The organism is Xanthobacter versatilis (assembly GCF_043193975.1).
In the GTDB taxonomy this organism is placed as follows: domain Bacteria; phylum Pseudomonadota; class Alphaproteobacteria; order Rhizobiales; family Xanthobacteraceae; genus Xanthobacter; species Xanthobacter autotrophicus_E.
In genome coordinates this window covers 422,838-439,360 of record NZ_JBAFVB010000003.1, presented here as the reverse complement: position 1 = coordinate 439,360, position 16,523 = coordinate 422,838, and the positions used below count along the sequence as shown (strand labels likewise).

General features: G+C 67.5%; 14 protein-coding genes and 2 tRNA genes. 7 read left to right on the top strand and 9 right to left on the bottom strand.

Features of this window, described 5'->3' with window-relative positions; translation table 11 throughout:
* Window positions 1-96: 96 nt before the first annotated feature.
* The 4 genes from V5F66_RS09515 to V5F66_RS09500 all read right to left on the bottom strand — a co-directional run bounded on the left by V5F66_RS09515 (window position 97) and on the right by V5F66_RS09500 (window position 5,300).
* Window positions 97-1,092, bottom strand: a complete 996-nt coding sequence (locus tag V5F66_RS09515) for a zinc transporter ZntB (RefSeq protein WP_012115291.1) — start codon at window positions 1,090-1,092, stop codon at window positions 97-99.
* A 150-nt stretch (window positions 1,093-1,242) separates the two neighbouring features.
* Complete coding sequence (locus tag V5F66_RS09510) at window positions 1,243-2,649, bottom strand: M20/M25/M40 family metallo-hydrolase (protein ID WP_394093725.1); 1,407 nt, start codon at window positions 2,647-2,649, stop codon at window positions 1,243-1,245.
* Between the two features lie 312 nt (window positions 2,650-2,961).
* A complete protein-coding gene (locus V5F66_RS09505) occupies window positions 2,962-3,396 on the bottom strand; it encodes an ANTAR domain-containing protein (protein ID WP_012115289.1) in 435 nt (144 codons plus the stop codon).
* A 206-nt stretch (window positions 3,397-3,602) separates the two neighbouring features.
* Window positions 3,603-5,300, bottom strand: coding sequence for a helicase HerA-like C-terminal domain-containing protein (locus V5F66_RS09500; RefSeq protein ID WP_394093724.1), 1,698 nt, complete (start codon window positions 5,298-5,300; stop codon window positions 3,603-3,605).
* Window positions 5,301-5,588: 288 nt separating this feature from the next.
* Here V5F66_RS09500 and V5F66_RS09495 point away from each other — a divergent pair, with 288 nt between their 5' ends.
* The 3 genes from V5F66_RS09495 (at window position 5,589) to V5F66_RS09485 (ending at window position 6,753) form a co-directional block, all read left to right on the top strand.
* Window positions 5,589-5,969 carry a hypothetical protein gene (locus V5F66_RS09495; RefSeq protein ID WP_012115287.1) on the top strand — a complete coding sequence of 127 codons (381 nt, stop codon included), beginning with the start codon at window positions 5,589-5,591 and terminating at the stop codon, window positions 5,967-5,969.
* A gap of 81 nt (window positions 5,970-6,050) precedes the next feature.
* Window positions 6,051-6,458, top strand: a complete 408-nt coding sequence (locus V5F66_RS09490) for a DUF4332 domain-containing protein (RefSeq protein WP_012115286.1) — start codon at window positions 6,051-6,053, stop codon at window positions 6,456-6,458.
* A 219-nt stretch (window positions 6,459-6,677) separates the two neighbouring features.
* Window positions 6,678-6,753 (top strand) — tRNA-Thr (locus V5F66_RS09485).
* A gap of 240 nt (window positions 6,754-6,993) precedes the next feature.
* On the opposite strand, the gene V5F66_RS09480 is transcribed toward V5F66_RS09485, so the two are convergent.
* Entirely contained in the window at window positions 6,994-8,178 is a 1,185-nt protein-coding gene (locus V5F66_RS09480) for a glycosyltransferase (RefSeq protein ID WP_394093723.1), read from the bottom strand.
* Window positions 8,179-8,346: 168 nt separating this feature from the next.
* Here V5F66_RS09480 and V5F66_RS09475 point away from each other — a divergent pair, with 168 nt between their 5' ends.
* Window positions 8,347-9,837, top strand: a complete 1,491-nt coding sequence (locus tag V5F66_RS09475) for a hypothetical protein (protein ID WP_394093722.1) — start codon at window positions 8,347-8,349, stop codon at window positions 9,835-9,837.
* A gap of 619 nt (window positions 9,838-10,456) precedes the next feature.
* Here the strand turns inward: V5F66_RS09475 and V5F66_RS09470 are convergent.
* The 4 genes from V5F66_RS09470 to V5F66_RS09455 form a co-directional block, all read right to left on the bottom strand.
* Window positions 10,457-10,543, bottom strand: a tRNA-Leu gene (locus V5F66_RS09470).
* A gap of 377 nt (window positions 10,544-10,920) precedes the next feature.
* Complete coding sequence (locus V5F66_RS09465) at window positions 10,921-11,691, bottom strand: enoyl-CoA hydratase (protein WP_012115283.1); 771 nt, start codon at window positions 11,689-11,691, stop codon at window positions 10,921-10,923.
* Window positions 11,692-11,898: 207 nt separating this feature from the next.
* Entirely contained in the window at window positions 11,899-12,780 is an 882-nt protein-coding gene (gene mutM / locus V5F66_RS09460; RefSeq protein ID WP_394093721.1) for a bifunctional DNA-formamidopyrimidine glycosylase/DNA-(apurinic or apyrimidinic site) lyase, read from the bottom strand.
* Between the two features lie 112 nt (window positions 12,781-12,892).
* Window positions 12,893-14,059, bottom strand: a complete 1,167-nt coding sequence (locus V5F66_RS09455) for a DNA recombination protein RmuC (RefSeq protein WP_394007948.1) — start codon at window positions 14,057-14,059, stop codon at window positions 12,893-12,895.
* Window positions 14,060-14,139: 80 nt separating this feature from the next.
* Here V5F66_RS09455 and def point away from each other — a divergent pair, with 80 nt between their 5' ends.
* From def to truA, 3 genes are all read left to right on the top strand, one after another.
* Entirely contained in the window at window positions 14,140-14,658 is a 519-nt protein-coding gene (gene def, locus V5F66_RS09450; RefSeq protein WP_012115280.1) for a peptide deformylase, read from the top strand.
* A gap of 118 nt (window positions 14,659-14,776) precedes the next feature.
* Window positions 14,777-15,700 (top strand): methionyl-tRNA formyltransferase, encoded by a 924-nt coding sequence (gene fmt / locus V5F66_RS09445; protein ID WP_394093720.1) that lies wholly within the window; start codon window positions 14,777-14,779, stop codon window positions 15,698-15,700.
* 19 nt (window positions 15,701-15,719) lie between these two features.
* On the top strand, window positions 15,720-16,457 hold the full coding sequence (truA, locus tag V5F66_RS09440; RefSeq protein ID WP_394093719.1) for a tRNA pseudouridine(38-40) synthase TruA: 738 nt from the start codon (window positions 15,720-15,722) through the stop codon (window positions 16,455-16,457).
* Window positions 16,458-16,523: the final 66 nt, after the last annotated feature.

Below are 16,523 nucleotides of genomic sequence, written 5' to 3'. Positions count from 1 at the left end.
TCAGTCACGGTCTGTGACCGGCGCCGGGAAGGCTTCGCTCAGCTACCGCAGGACTTCACCAAGGGCGGGTGAGTCGCCCTCGCCAGCCCGCTGGCCTCAGATCCACTTCAGCTTGCGGAACAGCCACAGCAGCACGAAGCCCAGCACCAGCATGGCGACGGCCAGCGCCCAGAACGCCTCGGGATCGGTATTGCCGGGAATGCCGCCCACATTCATGCCGAACATGCCGGAAATGAGCGTCATGGGGGCGAACACCACCGTCACCACGGCCAGCACGAGCATGGACTTGTTCATCTGCTCGGCCCGGGTGTCCACCATCTGCTCGCGGATGATGCCGGCGCGCTCGCGCACGCTGTCCAGCTCTTCGGCGAATCGCGCCACCCGGTCGGCGGCGTCGCGCAGGCGGTTCCTGTCCTTCGGCCCCATCCAGGGATCGTCCTCGAGGGCAAAATGGTTGAGCGCCTCGCGCTGGGGGGCGATGTGGCGGCGCAGCTTGACGGCGACACGGCGCAGGATGGCAATCTTCGGCAGCATCTCGGAGGCGAGGGTGGCGAGCACCGTGTCCTCCAGTTCGTCCGCCTCGTCGATGAGCTTGTCCACCACCGCGTCCACCCGCTCCACGAGGCGCGTGGACAGGTCGGCCACGAACTCGCCCTGGCTGCGGGGGCAGCGGCCACGGGCGAGCGCATCCTCGAAATCGGCGATGGCGGAGAGGAAATCGTGCTGCACCGAGAGCACGCGCCGCGCATCCACCCACAGGTGCACGGTGATGAGTTCCTCGGGCAGGGCATTGCGCTGCAGGTTGATGCCGCGCAGGGAGAGCAGCGCCCCTTCGGCGAACATGGCGCAGCGCGGCCGGCAATCATCCTCGGCGATGGAGTCGACCACCGAGGGATCGAGGCTGCTGTGCTGCCGCAGCCAGGTCTGCGGCGCGCGCGGCAGATAGCGGAAATGCAGCCAGATGAAGCCGCCGTCCGGCGCCGGCTCCACCAGCGCCCGGTCAAGCGGCAATCGAGTGGCGCCGCCCCGCCCGTCGAATCGCCACGCCGAAAGCAGTCCTTCGGCATCCATCTTGAGCGCGGGGCGTTCCATAGGGCGTCCTCGGGGCGTCTGGAGGCTACGTCTGGCGCATCCTGGGGCGGCGTTCAACCGACCTGGCCCGGCCTTCCTCGCACGATTGCGCGCCGCACAAAAGTGGGCGCGCAACGTAAGGGGCGAGAGGGCGCGCGCCTGTGTCCGCCCTCAGGCGAGGGCTTCGAGGATGCGCACCCAGCTGCGGGTGCCCTTGTGGAACGAACTGAGGTCGTACTTCTCGTTGGGCGAGTGGACCCGGTCGTCATCGAGCCCGAAGCCGATAAGCAGGGTATCGACCCCCAGCACGTTCTTGAACTGGCCCACCACGGGAATGGACCCGCCCGAGCCGACGGTGACCGGGGCGATGCCCCATTCCGCCTCCAGCGCCCCGGCGGCGCGGGAGAGGTCCGGACTCTCCGGCGGCACCAGGAAGGCGCGCGCCCCCTCGCCCCAGGAGAAGACAGCCTCGCAGTCCGCCGGCACGCGGGCGGCGACGAAGGCCTCGAAGCCGGCGCGGATCTTCGCCGGGTCCTGGTCCGCCACCAGTCGGAACGAGATCTTGGCAGTGGCCCGCGCGGGAATGATGGTCTTGGTGCCGGCCCCGGTATAGCCGCCGAACATGCCGTTGACCTCGAAGGTGGGCCGCGACTGGATCTGCTCGATGACGAGCCGGTCGCTCTCGCCCGCCGCAACCCCAAGGCCCACCGGATTGAGGAAGGCCTCCGCGGTGAGGCCGAGGCTTTCCCAGCGCTGGCGCACCTCGGCGGGCATCTCGCGCACGTCGTCGTAGAAGCCCGGCAGCGTGACCCGGCCAGAGGCATCGTGGGCCTCGGCGATGAGGCTTGCCAGCACATGGATGGGGTTGCGCGCCGCCCCGCCGAACAGGCCGGAATGCAGGTCCCGGTCGGCGCCGACGATGGTCAGCTCGGTGTGAAGGATGCCGCGCAGTGCCGTGGTGATGGAGGGGGTCTTCGGGTCCCACATGCCGGTGTCGCAGACCAGGGCGAGGTCGGCGGAAAGCTCGGACGCGTGGGCGGCGAGGAAGGCCGGCAGGTTGGGCGAGCCGCACTCCTCCTCGCCCTCCAGCAGCACGGTGACATCCACCGGAGCCCCCGCCCCGACCGACTTGAAGGCGCGCAGAGCCTCCAGGAAGGTCAGCACCTGTCCCTTGTCGTCGCAGGCGCCGCGGGCGACGATGGTCTTGCGGCCGTCCGGCGTCGCGCCGAGGCGCGGCTCGAACGGCGGGGTCTCCCACAAGTCGAGGGGGTCCACCGGCTGCACGTCGTAATGGCCGTAGAACAATACGCGCCGAGGGGCACCTGTGTCGGTGCGGGCGACCACCACCGGATGGCCCGGAGTCGGGTGGACCGTGGCGGCGAAGCCGAGCGCGCGCAACTCTCCCGCCGCCCATTCCGCAGCCTGGGTGCAGGCCGCCTTGTGGGCGGGATCGGTGGAGATGGAGGCAATCTTCAGGAAATCGAACAGCCGCGAGAGCGCGGCATCGAGCCCGTCGTCCACTGCCTTGAGCGTTGCATCAAGGCGCGTTGCCTCGCGTGTTTCAGTGCGTCCCGCCATATGGGGTCTCCGTCGCGCGGGCCATGCCCGGCCCACAATCGCGACGGATGCTGGCTTTCCCACGCGCATCTGGCAAGCAGCCATGACGCAGAACGCGCCGTGACGACAAGACGCCACGGCGGAGAAGACACGACAGGCGGAATTAAGAGGCGCCGCAAAACGGGCGCCAACATACGTGCCCCGCGCGACGCACCCCACTTAAGTCGGGCGCGACGCACCATGCGCGGCGACCCGCCGGACTTCGTCCGGCAAGCCAGGCGTTTCCTTCTCCGGCAGAACACCACTGTCAGAGACAAATCAGCCGGACGACGATCAGCTAGCGCTGACGAGATCCGCTGTCGGCTGCACGACGGGGGACGAAGCCGGACGCGCCAGCCGGCGCGCGCGCTGCATCACTGATCCGATGCGTCGGTAGAGCAGCCGCGGAGCGAGCGGCGCGCCGAGCGCGGCGTCATAGCCAGCACGGCTTGCGGCCCGCACGAGAAGCTGGGCCGGGACTTCCGCGATCAGGACGGCAGGAATGCCGGCACCGAAGCGGAACGGATTGGCAGGGGCATCCTCCGGATCATCCACCTGAACGACGAGCACATCGGCCGATCCCAGAACCGCGGGATCAGTCACTTCGTCGAGCGCAGCGACCTCGCGCACTGAACCGACGCCGAGCGCGGTCAGGGCAGCTTTGGTCGCAAGGCGACGTTCCATATGGGAATCAACCAGAAGAATGCGGGCGATCGGCAACACCTTCATGAGGCGCTCCAAGTCGGGGCGCGCCTGTGAGCGATCCGCCTGGAAGGACAGGGCTCTGGCGCGCGCGTTGAGCAGCTCCCCAGTGAGACCCCGCAATCCCACTGGAATACCGCAATTATACCGCCCCGCCCGCGCCAACGCAACAGAATACGTTTTCGGGCTCCAAGATCAGTACAAACTGTCGTTCGTTCCCCTTTAGGTGAACGTCAGCGTCGGATGGAGCCGAGGATGCCGCGCAGGATGGCCCGGCCGAGACCCGTGGCCACGGTTCGCGCCACCTGGTTCACCACCACCTCGGTGGTGGTCATGCGGGTGCTGGGCCGGCCGCCGCTCCGCGCCGTCCCGGATGGCGTCCTGCCGGCGGCCTGGCCGGTGCCCAGCACGCTGTCGAGCACCCCGCCAAGAAATCCGCCGCCGTCGGAGGCCGCCGCCTCCTGCGGGGCGGCCTTCTCCTCGATTCGCTTCTGCAGCATCTCGAACGCCGATTCGCGATCGATGGGCGTGTCATAGATGTGCCCCACCGGGCTCCTGGCCATCACCGCCGCGCGCTCGTCGGCGCTCAACGGGCCGATTCGGCCGCAGGGCGGGCGGATGAGGGTGCGTTCCACCATGGAGGGCACGCCATTGCCCTCCAGCATGGAGACCAGTGCCTCGCCCTTGCCCAGCTCCATGATGACCTGAGCGGTGTCGAGATCGGGATTGGGCCGGAAGGTCTCGGCCGCAGCCTTCACGGCCTTCTGGTCACGCGGAGTGAAGGCGCGCAGGGCGTGCTGCACCCGGTTGCCGAGCTGGGCGAGCACGCTTTCGGGAATGTCCAGCGGGTTCTGGGAGACGAAATAGACACCCACCCCCTTGGAGCGAATGAGGCGAACCACCTGCTCCACCTTGTCCAGCAGCGCCTTGGGCGCCTCATCGAACAACAGATGCGCCTCGTCGAAGAAGAAGACGAGCTTCGGTTTGTCCGGATCGCCCACCTCTGGCAGGCGCTCGAAGAGTTCCGACAGAAGCCACAGCAGGAAGCAGGCATAAAGCCGCGGCGCGCCCATCAGCTTGTCCGCGGCCAGCACCGAGATGGTGCCATAGCCCGAGCGATCCACCCGCATCAGGTCGGCGATGTTCAGCGCCGGCTCGCCGAAGAACTTGTCCGCCCCCTGGTTCTCCAGCACCAGAAGCTGGCGCTGGATGGCCCCGACGCTCTGCGCCGAGACGTTGCCGTACTTGGTGGTGAGGGTGGAGGCGGTCTGGGCGACCTCGGCCAGCATGGCCCTGAGGTCCTTGAGATCCAGGATCGGCAGGCCCTGCTCGTCGGCGAGGCGGAACACGATGTTGAGCACGCCCTCCTGGGTGTCGTTGAGGCCCATGAGGCGCGCCAGCAGCAGCGGCCCCATCTCCGACACGGTGGCGCGGATGGGATGGCCCTGCTCGCCGAACAGGTCCCAGAAGATCACCGGGAAGCTGTCCGGGGTGTAGGTGAGGCCCACCTGCTGCGCCCGCTCGACCAGGAAGTCCTTGGCCTCGCCAAGGGCGGCCACGCCGGAGAGGTCGCCCTTGATGTCGGCGGCGAACACCGGCACCCCGGCCCGCGAAAACCCTTCGGCCAGAACCTGCAGCGTCACGGTCTTGCCGGTGCCCGTGGCGCCGGTCACCAGGCCGTGGCGGTTGGCGAGGCGCAGGGTGAGATATTCATCCTTGGCGCTGGTGCCTGCTTTCGCCGCTTCGCTGCGGCCAAGGAAGCTGCGCCCCACCAGGATGCGGCCGTCGCCCTCCTCCTGCGCCGCCGGCCCCCAGGGATTGGCCTTCGGCTCGGTCGGTCCCACAGATGCGGGAGGCGCGGCGTCGGCCGCCGGCGCCTTGCCCGTTCTCGGGCCGGTGGCGGGCGGACGGGTGGAAGGGGTACGTGCCATTGCGTGCTCCTCGGCGCGATCCTCGCATCGACGCATGCAACAGCGACGAATCGCCGGATGCATCCGGTCTCTTCAATCCGAAGTTTTCGCCCGCCCCTGCCTGTCGGGCAAGCAAATTGCACCGTTATCCGGCGGCGCCCCTCCGCCCGTCCCGGCCCTGCCCGCTCCTCGCCCGAGGCCGGCCCGAGCGGCCCTTGCGCGCCGCCTCTTGCGCCTGCACTGTGCCGCCCCGCCTGCCGGGCGATGCGGCGCACGAAGCGGGCGCACGACGCGGACGAAGGAGCGCGCATGGACGATCTGATCGCATATCTTCGCTCGCGCCTCGACCTGGACGAGGCCACCGCGCGCGCCGTGGTGATCATCGTCATCCAGTTTCTCGGCAAGGAGGCGCCGGCCGACCTGCTCGCGCCCCTGTTCGCGGTTCATCCCTGGGCCGAAGCCTTGACCGCCGAAGCCCCTGATGTGGACGCCACCGAGCCGTCCGAGCGCCATTTCGGCGGCATGGCCCGCCTGATGCTCGTGGCCGACCGGATGATGGCCCACGGCCTCACCATGGCCCAGGTCCAGTACGCCGTGCACGAGGTCGTGGCCTATGCCCGCGCCACGGTGGGCGACGAACCGGTGACCCGGCTGGTGCGCGCCGTTCCCGGGCTCCGGCAGGTGGTATGACCGGCGCCGATTGACTTGAACGCGGGTTGTGGCGTGATCTTATCCGCCGGCACATAAGCCGGCCGCGATAAGGGGAAACGCATGTCCTATCCGATCATAGACATCGAGGGCATCGGGGCGGTGTTCGCGGAAAAGCTGAAGGGCGCCGGCATCACCACCACGGACGCATTGCTCGAAAAGGCCAAGTCGCCCAAGGGCCGCAAGGAACTTGCGAGCGCAAGCGGCATCGACGAGAGCCGCATCCTCAAATGGGCCAACATGGCCGACCTCATGCGCATCAAGGGTGTGGGCGAGGAATATTCCGAACTTCTGGAAGCCGCCGGCGTGGACACCGTGAAGGAGCTGAAGACCCGCGTTCCCGCCAACCTCACCAAGGCCATGGCCGACGTGAACGCCCACAAGAAGCTGGTGCGCGCCCTGCCCACCGAGAGCATGGTTGCGAAGTGGGTGGCCCAGGCCAAGGACCTGCCCGCCGTCCTGACCTATTGACGATCCCGTCGCACCGGCCCGGCCAGGCGGGCCGGTGCGACGCAACCTGTCCGCCGGACAGCTTCGCCCTCCGGCGGACACCTCCACGCACGGAGAGCGCCCAGGCGCCGGCTCACGCCATTTGCGGCCGGCACCGGCCTCATCTGCGGGGATGGCGGCCGGGCCAGCGCAGAGAGGGCCTTGAAAACGTCCCGCCCTCCCCGTAAATAGTGCCTCCGTGCCGCGGTAGCTCAGCTGGTAGAGCAACGCATTCGTAATGCGTGGGTCGGAGGTTCGAATCCTCTCCGCGGCACCAGATACCTCACCGGCCGTCGCCTGCCAAAAGCGCGACGCGGCCAAGGGATGCCCTGAACGGACGGGATCCCCCCAACAGCGCGAATGACGTCCCGGATCGCCGGGAGGAAATCCTTCAGTCCGTCGACGGCGGCCGGGACTAAGTCACGACCAGGAGCAGGTCTTCACGACTTGCCCCTCCCGTATGTTCTGCTTGAGGGACTTGCCCTGCGCGAACTGCGTGCCGCCCCGTATGATCGCATCAGCCCTTGCGCCAGGTGAAGACCGAGCTTGCCGCGTAGTTCCACACCGCCCCGACCAGGATGCCGGCGGCTCCGGACGCGAACCAATTGCCGGCCGTAAGCGCGTGGTTCTCAGCCTGGAACAGGAAGTTGGCGATGCCGACATTGGCCACCGCCCCCACCGCGCAGACCGCATAGAACGCGAAAAGACCGCGGGTGAGAGCCCAGACCCCCTTCAGCCGCCGGTCGCGGTAGGTGAGCGTGTTGTTGACGAAGAAATTGAACGTCATGGCAACCACGGCCGCCAGCCCCTGAGCGGCGAGGAAGCTCAATTGCGCATGCAGGGCAGCCAGGACCGCCATGTGCACGAACACCCCCAGCCCCCCGACCGCGATGAACATCAGGAAACGGACCGGCAGAAGATGCCCCACCGCCTTGTCGAGCAGCATCACGCCATATTCCCAGATCACCAGGGAATCGAGCTTGCTCTCACCATGTGCGCGGCACCGGAATGTATACGGCACCTCAACCACCCGAAGCGGCGCCTGGGTTGAAGCCAGAAGGTCGAGCAGGATCTTGAAGCCCTGCCCCGAGAGCTGCCGCACGCCGCTCATGAATGCCGGCCGCGTCACCATGAAGAATCCGCTCATCGGATCGCTCAATTGCGCGCGTGCCAGCAGGCCGGCGGCACGGGTTGCCAGCCGGCTCGCCTTTACCCGCCCCCGGTCCCAGGTCTCGATTCCGCCGCCCGCCACATAGCGTGAGCCGACCGCGATGTCGGCCAGGCCGCTCCTGAGCTGCGCCAGCATCGCAGGCAGCGCGTGTTCGTCATGCTGGAGGTCGGCGTCCATCACCGCCACATAGGGCGCGTTCGTCGACAGCACGCCCTCGATCACGGCCGAGGAGAGCCCACGCCGCCCGATGCGATGGATATAGCGCACCCGCCCGTCGCTGCGCGCAAGCGCAGCCAGCACGTCAAGGGTGCCATCCGGGGAATCATCATCGACGAACACGACTTCCCAGGCGATGCCTGACAGGGCGGCATCGAGCCTTGCGGACAGTTCCGCGACGCTGTCACGTTCGTTGAACGTCGGCACGATGATGGAAAGCTCGAGGGGACGCGCCAAGGCGGGCCGCGCCGTCGGCGCTGCTCCCGGCGCGAGAAGGCCTGTCCTGTCCGTCAATATTGCCCCGTCATCGTCCATATGCCATGGTCCGAAACATGCACGCGATGCGTGTCTTAATGCCAATGCGCGCTTCAAGGAAGCGCGAATGCCCAAGCCATCCGCAGGCGCCCGCTTGTGTGGAAGGTGAGGCACGGTGGACGCTGACAGGATCGATCCTGCGTGAACTCGGGCGAGGGAAACCGGAGCTTGCGTGATCTTGTCGATACCGTCCGAACCTTCCGGTCGCATGCGGTCGGGTGGGTGGTCCTGGCGCTGGCCTTCGCACTTCTGGCCGCGATCGAGACCGTATTGTCTCCGCACTTCGCCCTGTGGCTGGACGAGTTGTTTTCGCTCTGGACCACCGATCCCGCCCTGCCCCTCAAGGCGAGCGCCGCCCGGATCACCGGCGATTCCAATCCGCCGCTGTATTATGCGTTGCTGCGCTTCGTCCGCGCCTTCGTTCCTGAGCCAACCGGTGCAATATTGCTGTCGAACGGCATTGCCCTGCTTGCCGCAAGTACCTTCGTGCTGTGGATATCAGCGCGCGCCGGCAAGCCATTGCTTGCCTGCCTGGGCATAGCCGCGTTCGCGCTCAGTGGGCCAACATTGTTTTTCTTTCAGGAAGGCCGCGCGTATTTCCTCAGCAACAGCTTGGTGTTTGCCTTGGCGTGGCAAGCCGCGTTGACCGTCGATGACCCAGCCGTTCAAGCCCCGCCAGTTCGGTTGGCATTGCTTGGCGCGGCTGCGGCCCTGTCCCACGTCTTCGCAGGCCTGGCGGCCGGGGCGATCGCGGCTGGACTTCTGGCTTGCGGATTGTTCGGACGGCGCAGGGATCTTGTCCTGCAGGGCGTGGTTTTGGGTGGATCGACCACTGTGGTGTTCGGTCTGTGGCTCGCAAGCGCGATCGGCACCGTCGGCAACATCGGCTGGATCCAATTCAGTCTTGCCCATGTCACGACGGCGATGCTGTACGTGGCCTTATTGGCCGTTGGCAACAAGATGCTGGCGCCGCTTGTGGTATTTCTGGGCTATGCTGCTTGGCTGAAGCGCGCGCGGCCACTCCTGATTTTATTCGCAGTAGCTTTTACTGTATTCATCGCTCTACCGATCGCCGTATCGTTTCACACACCACTGATTACCGGACGCTATTGGCAGATCGGCGCGCCGGCGCTTATCGTACTCCTGGTTTTTCTGGCCCGCGCGTTCAGCATGCCACCGGCCACACCCTGGGGATACGCAGCAGCGATCGGCGTTGCCTTGTACCTCGTCGTCGCCACTGTCAAAGGCTTTGCCTCCGTACGTTTTTTGCTTGGATCGGAATCGGCCTGGAGCGGCGCCAACCTGGTTGCAAAGCTGGCCAAAGACTGCCCGTCCGGCGCCGTGCGCATCAAGGCCCTCGGGTTCGACAGCGCGCTTGCCACCGATCTTTATTCGGTGGCCTCGGGCCTTCCGGCCTCAGTGTTCGTGACCGCCGATGCGGCGCCGCCGCTTGCGGCGCGAGATGCGCCATGTCCGGTGATCGGATGGGGTGAGAACGTCACCCAACACGACTTGGCGCCACTCACTGCACCTGAGGCGGACATCCTAAAGACACTCAATGTGGAAGGATCGCCTGGAGACTTCACCATCGTGCGTCACCCAAGCGGCTTCGTCGTGCTGCGGGCGCCCACCCCCGCCCACAGCGTCCACTCGCCGTAGCTCTTGCCTTGAAGCCCGCCGCCCCGAGAGCGGCAGGTCCATCGCTGCCCTGACGGGGCAGTTCGCATAGCAGCGGCACTCCATGCTGCGCAATCCGCTGAACCCGCAGGCGTCGATGGCGGGGAGGCGGAACGCCCGTAGGCGCCAGCACGTACGCCGACGGGCATCATCGCGTTCCGCACCGGGAAGACAGGCGGGGTGGTGACCTTCCCTATCCCGCCCCCTCCATGCCCGCGCCACCGAGGGGCGGACACGGGCGACCTCACCTTCCCTCGCGACCGAACGCGGTCAGCCATTCGTGGTCGAGCGTTGGGAATAGGTTCCGAAAAGCCTGCCGTGAGGCAGGATGCCCCGGCTCCGCCCTTGGCTTGGGAAGGCACGGGCCACACGCGCCGCCGAGAACGGGGCCACTGAGCGCGCGGCGATCTATGGGTGGGAGCGCCATAAGCAGGTGGCCGTGTACGCCAAGAAGGCGAACCGGAGACGCCTGGCGGGAGATGCCATGCACCTGATCGTGCCGGCCAGACAGTGAACAACTCTCCCACCTTATCTTCCCCACCGTATCGGCCGGGAAAGATAAGCCAGAAATCTAAATAATTTCAGGTATTTAGAAAGTGAATGGTGCCCAGGAGAGGACTCGAACCTCCACGCCCTTGCGAGCGCCAGCACCTGAAGCTGGTGCGTCTACCAATTCCGCCACCTGGGCCCCGGACGGCGCGTTGCCGTCAGGCAGGGCTCTCACATAAGGGGGGGCGCGGGACGTGTCAATAACACCCGCGCACCACGTGATCGAAAGGTGTGAACAAGCTCAGCCCCACGGCTCCCAACCCCGCGCCGGGACCGGCCTGCCGTCGTGCCGGGACCTGCCGCCGTCCCAGACCGGAAGCCTGGCGCGGCACCCCACCGCTCACCCGCCGAACATGCAGATTCAATTGCCAGAGCGATCGCAGCGCTGGATAGGAGGTGGGGCAAACTGGATCGCGATGGCGGAAACGCTCCGCCATCGCGATGGTCCGTCCCTCCGCCGAGCCGGGCCTCGATGCCCGCATCACCGGGACGAATCGCCCTGTGCGGGAACGGCCCTCAGTGCTCGAACTTCGCGGGGCGCTTCTCGATGAAGGCGGCCATGCCTTCCTTCTGGTCGGCGACGCCGAACTGGGCCTGGAACACCCGCCGCTCGAAGCGGATGCCTTCGGCAAGCGTGGTCTCGTAGGAGCGGTTCACGCTTTCCTTGGTCTGCATGGCCACGTGCGCGGACATGCCGGCGATGACCTTCGCCACCTTCAGCGCCTCGTCCAGCAGTTCGGCTGCCGGCACCACGCGCGAGACGAGGCCGGCGCGCTCGGCTTCGACGGCATCCATCAGGCGGCCGGTGAGGCACATTTCCATGGCCTTCGACTTGCCCACGAATCGGGTGAGGCGCTGAGTGCCGCCGGCACCGGGCATCACCCCAAGCTTGATCTCGGGCTGGCCGAACTTCGCGGTATCGGCGGCCAGGATGAAGTCGCACATCATGGCCAGCTCGCAGCCGCCGCCCAGGGCGAAGCCCGCCACCGCCGCGATCACCGGCTTGCGGGTGCGCGACAGCCGCTCCCAGGAGGTGATGAAATCGTCGAGATAGGTCGCGGGATAGGAGAAGACCTGCATCTCCTTGATGTCGGCCCCGGCGGCGAACGCCTTCTCCGAGCCGGTGAGAACCACGCAGCCGATGCCCCGATCCTGCTCGAACGCATCCAGCGCCGCGTTCAGCTCGCCGATCAGCTGGCCGTTGAGCGCATTGAGCGCCTGGGGGCGGTTCAGGCGGATGAGCCCCACGCGGTCGTGCTGCTCCACCAGGATCGTCTCGTATGCCATCCCATTCCTCCTCGTCGCCCGGCGTGACGCCGGGTCATGCTCGTCCCCCGGCGCGACGCCGGCTCAAGGCTCCGCGCGGCGCCAGCACGCGCGGTCACCGTGCTGTATCGCGTCAGGGGGGCGAGGCGAAGAGGCATCGCCGCACAGTCGTCGTGCAGGCCTGCCCGACCTTTGGCGGATGCCCTTCGGGGGACGACCTCCGGCAAGCTACCTCTGGCAGGTGGGGCAGTAGAAGGTCGAACGCCCATTCTGCACGATGCGCCGGATGGTGTCCTTGCAGTGCAGGGTCTGGCAGGGCTGCCCCTCGCGGTCGTAGACCTTGAAGGTGTGCTGGAAATAGCCCAGCTCACCGTTCACCTGCCGGTGGTCGCGCAGGGAGGAGCCGCCGGCATGGATCGCCTCGCGCAGCACGTCGCGGATGGCGACCACCAGCCGCTCGGCCCTCCGGGTGGGCGCGCCCTCGGCGGTGGCGATGGTGTGGGCGAGGCGGCGCGGCGACAGGCCGGCGCGAAACAGCGCCTCGCACACATAGATGTTGCCAAGCCCTGCCACCAGCTTCTGGTCCAGCAGCGCCGCCTTCAGCGAGGTGTGGCGGCGGGCGCAGGCGCGAGCGAGATATTCGGCATTGAAGCCGTTGCCCAGCGGCTCCGGCCCGAGGCCCGCCAGCAGCGGATGGGACATGATCTGGTCGTAGGGCACGATCAGGATGGCGCCGAAGCGCCGGGGATCGTTGAAGGTCACCGTCGCCCCGCCGGCGAGGTGCAGCACCACGTGGTCGTGCGGTCCACCCGCCCCGCGCGGATGATGGAAGCGGCCGGGGCGGCCCTTCACCGCGCCACCTTCGATGCGGATGGAGCCGGACATGCCGAGATGCAGGATCATCACCTCGCCGCCGTCCAGATCGGCAAGGAGATATTTGGCGCGACGGCCGATGGCCTCGACCCGGCGGCCGGCAAGGCGCTCGGCGAAATTGTCGGGCAAGGGCCAGCGCAGGTCCGGCCTACGGGCCTCCGCGCTTTCGATCACGGCACCTTGCAGGACAGGAATGAGACCGCGGCGGACGGTCTCCACCTCGGGCAATTCGGGCATGTTGTTCTCAAAACTGAATGGGACGCGCCGCAACCGGCACGCGAATCTTCATCGCCTCATAGGATCGGACCGACCGGCCCCCCGCGCAAGAGAGCGCGTCGATCTTGTCCCCTCAATCGAGCGGGGTGACCTTCGCCCCCTCCGGCGGGCCGGGCGGTGTCTCGAAATCGAGCTGCTCCAGCCTGAGGCCGCGACGGGCGATCTTGTCGGCGGAGACGATGACGCGGCCGACGTCGTCGCCCACCTGCGCGAAATGCTTGGCGAGGTCCCCCACCCGCTCGCGCAGGCGCGTGACATCCACCACCAATGCCGCCACTTCGGCACGCACCCGGTCCGCCGCCTCCCGCATGCGAGCATCCTTGGCGATGGCCTGCACCACCTGGATCGCCAGCATGAGCAATGACGGCGAGACCAGCACCACGCGCAGACGATAGGCCTCCTGGACGACGCCGTCGAAATGCTCGGAAATCTCCGCATAGACCGATTCGGACGGCACGAAGATGAGGGCCACGTCCTGGGTCTCGCCGGGCACGAAATAGCGCTCCGCAACGTCGTAAACGTGCTTCAGGAGGTCGTTGCGCAGCCTTTGGCCCGCCGCCTTGCGGATGTCGGCCGAGGGCGCCTCACGGAAGGCGGTGACTGATTCCAGCGGGAATTTCGAATCCACCAGCAGCGGGCGCGGGTCGCCGGGCAGGAAGATGGCGCAGTCCGGCCGCTTGCCGTTGGAGAGGGTGTGCTGGAAGGCGAAGCTGCCGCGCGGCAGTCCGTCGGCGACGATAGCCTCCATGCGGGCCTGCCCGAAGGCGCCACGGGCCTGCTTGTTAGCCAGCGTGTCCTTCAGCGCCACCACCTGGGCCGACAGGTCGGTGAGGCTGCGCTCCGCCTTTTCCACCATCACCAGGCGTTCCGCGATGCGGGTCAGGTTCTCATGGGTGGCACGGGCGCTGGTGGACAGCGTCTCGCCGATGCGGTGGGATGTGGCATCCAGCCGTTCCGCAACCGCGCGGGCCAGCTCGCTCTGACGGTGGGCGAGCACCTCCGTCATGCTCTGCACCCGACCCGCGGTCTCCGACTGGACGCGGACCAGCTCGCGCAGGCGGCGGTCCATTTCGTCGCGCCGCAGCGCCTCCTCGGCCACCGCAGCAGCCCGCGCCCGCGACTGGCGCACGAGGGACACGCCCACCATGAACACAAGCAGCGCAAGCAGTCCCGCGCCCAAGGCTGCGGCCTCGGCCAGAGTGACGGCGTAACCTGCCAGACTGAATAGGGCCTCCCGCATGGCCCCTTCTATCGCGATTCTCGATCCGAACAAACAGCGAACATATTGACCGGACGCGAAGCTTCGCTTATTTCGCGAGAATGGCGACGCGACCCATCCTCATCATCCCCGAGCCCAAGCTGCGCACTCTCTCGGCATCCGTCGAGAAAATCGACAGCGAGGTGAAGAAGCTCGTGGAAGACATGTTCGACACCATGTACGACGCGCCGGGCATCGGCCTCGCGGCGATCCAGGTGGGCGTGCAGCGGCGCGTCGTCACCATTGATGTCGCGCGCGAGGGCGAGGCGAAGAAGCCCATCGCCCTCATCAATCCCGAAATCATCGCAGCATCCGAGGAAACCTCGGTCTATGCCGAGGGCTGCCTCTCCATCCCCGAATATTACGAGGAGGTGGAACGGCCGGCGCGGGTCACCGTGCGCTTCCAGGACATCGAGGGGCAGGTGCGCGAAGTGGCGGCGGACGGCCTGTTCGCCACCTGCGTGCAGCACGAGATCGATCATCTGAACGGCGTGCTCTTCATCGACCACATCTCGAAGCTGAAGCGCGACCGGGTGATCAAGAAGTTCACCAAGCTGGCGCGGCACAAGGACGAGGTCTGACGCCGCGGGCGCCGGCGCCGCCTTTCCCGCTTTCCCGCTGATGCCGTCGCATCCGGGTCCTTTCGCTCAATCGCCGCGCACCTGACTGGACGGGTCGCGCCGGCCTGGATCAGGCAGCATGCGCATCGTCTTCATGGGAACGCCGGATTTCGCCGTGCCGACCCTTTCCGAGATTGTCGGACGTGGGCACGAGGTGGTGGCCGTCTATACCCGCGCGCCGGCTCCGGCCGGGCGGCGCGGGCTCGATCTCACCCCCTCCCCGGTGCATCAGGTGGCCGAGCGCTTCGGCCTCAAGGTTCTCACTCCGAAAAGCCTGCGCACCCCGGAAGCGGCGGCCGAATTTGCCGCCCATGACGCCGACGTGGCGGTAGTGGTGGCCTATGGCCTCATCCTGCCGCCGACGATCCTTGAGGCGCCGCGCCTCGGCTGCCTCAACTTGCACGGCTCGCTTCTGCCCCGCTGGCGCGGCGCAGCGCCCATCCAGCGCGCCATCATGGCCGGGGATCAGGCGACGGGCGTCTGCGTGATGCAGATGGAGCAGGGCCTCGACACCGGCCCCGTCGGCCTCGTGGAGCGCATCCCCATCGGCCCGGACATGACGGCGGGCGACCTGCATGATCGCATGATGGTGCTGGGCGCCGACCTGATGGCCCGCGCACTGGCGGCGCTGGAGCGCGGCGGCCTCGCCTTCACCCCCCAGCCGGAGGCGGGCGTCGCCTATGCCGCCAAGATCGAGAAGGCGGAAACCCGCATCGACTGGTCGCAGCCGGCGCAGGTGGTGCACGATCGCATCCGCGGCCTCTCCCCCTTCCCCGGTGCCTGGTTTCCGCTGGGGCCGGACGAGACGCGGGTGAAGGTGCTGCGCTCGACCCTCGCGGAGGGCGCGGGTCCCCCCGGCGACGTGCTGGACGACCGCCTCACCATCGCCTGCGGCTCCGGCGCGGTGCGGCTGGTGGAATTGCAGAAGGCAGGCAAGCAGCCAGCGGGTGCGTCGAGCTTTCTCAACGGGAATGCCGTGCCGCCCGGCACCCGGCTCACCTGAGCCGCCGGCTCGCCCCGCCATGCCGCGCTACAAGCTGACCATCGAATATGATGGCACCCCCTATGCCGGCTGGCAGATCCAGGCCGACCAGGAGACCGTGCAGGGCGCGCTGGCTCAGGCATTCAAGCGTTTCTGCGGCGAGGATGTGCATGTGGCCGGCGCCGGGCGCACCGATGCGGGGGTGCATGCCACCGGGCAGGTGGCCCATGTCGACCTGTCCCGGCACTGGCGCAGCGACACGGTGCGTGACGCCATGACCGCGCAGCTGCGTCCCCACCCCATCGCGGTTCTGAGCGCCGAAGAGGTGCCGGACAGCTTCGACGCCCGCTTCTCCGCCACCAAGCGGCATTATCTCTACCGTATCATCAACCGGCGGCCGGACCTCGCCCTCGACCGGGACCGGGCCTGGCGCATCCCGCAGAAGCTGGACGCCCAGGCCATGCATGAGGCCGCCCAGCGGCTTTTGGGCAAGCACGATTTCTCCACCTTCCGCGCCGCCGAATGCCAGGCCGCCTCGCCGCTCAAGACCCTGGACCAGCTGGACGTTTCCCGCTCCGGCGACGAGATCCGCGTCATCACCTCGGCGCGGTCCTTCCTGCACCATCAGGTGCGCTCCATGGTGGGCTCGCTGATGCGGGTGGGCGAAGGGCGCTGGAGCGCCGACGATCTGGAAGCCACCCTGAAAGCCGCCGACCGCACCCGCTGCGGCCCCATGGCGCCCGCCGCCGGGCTCTATCTGGCCGCGGTCAGCTATTGAGCGCGCGCAAGCCTCCGGGCCGCGTCATCAACCCTTTGTAAGCACTACCTGCCGCCAAGCAGGGAA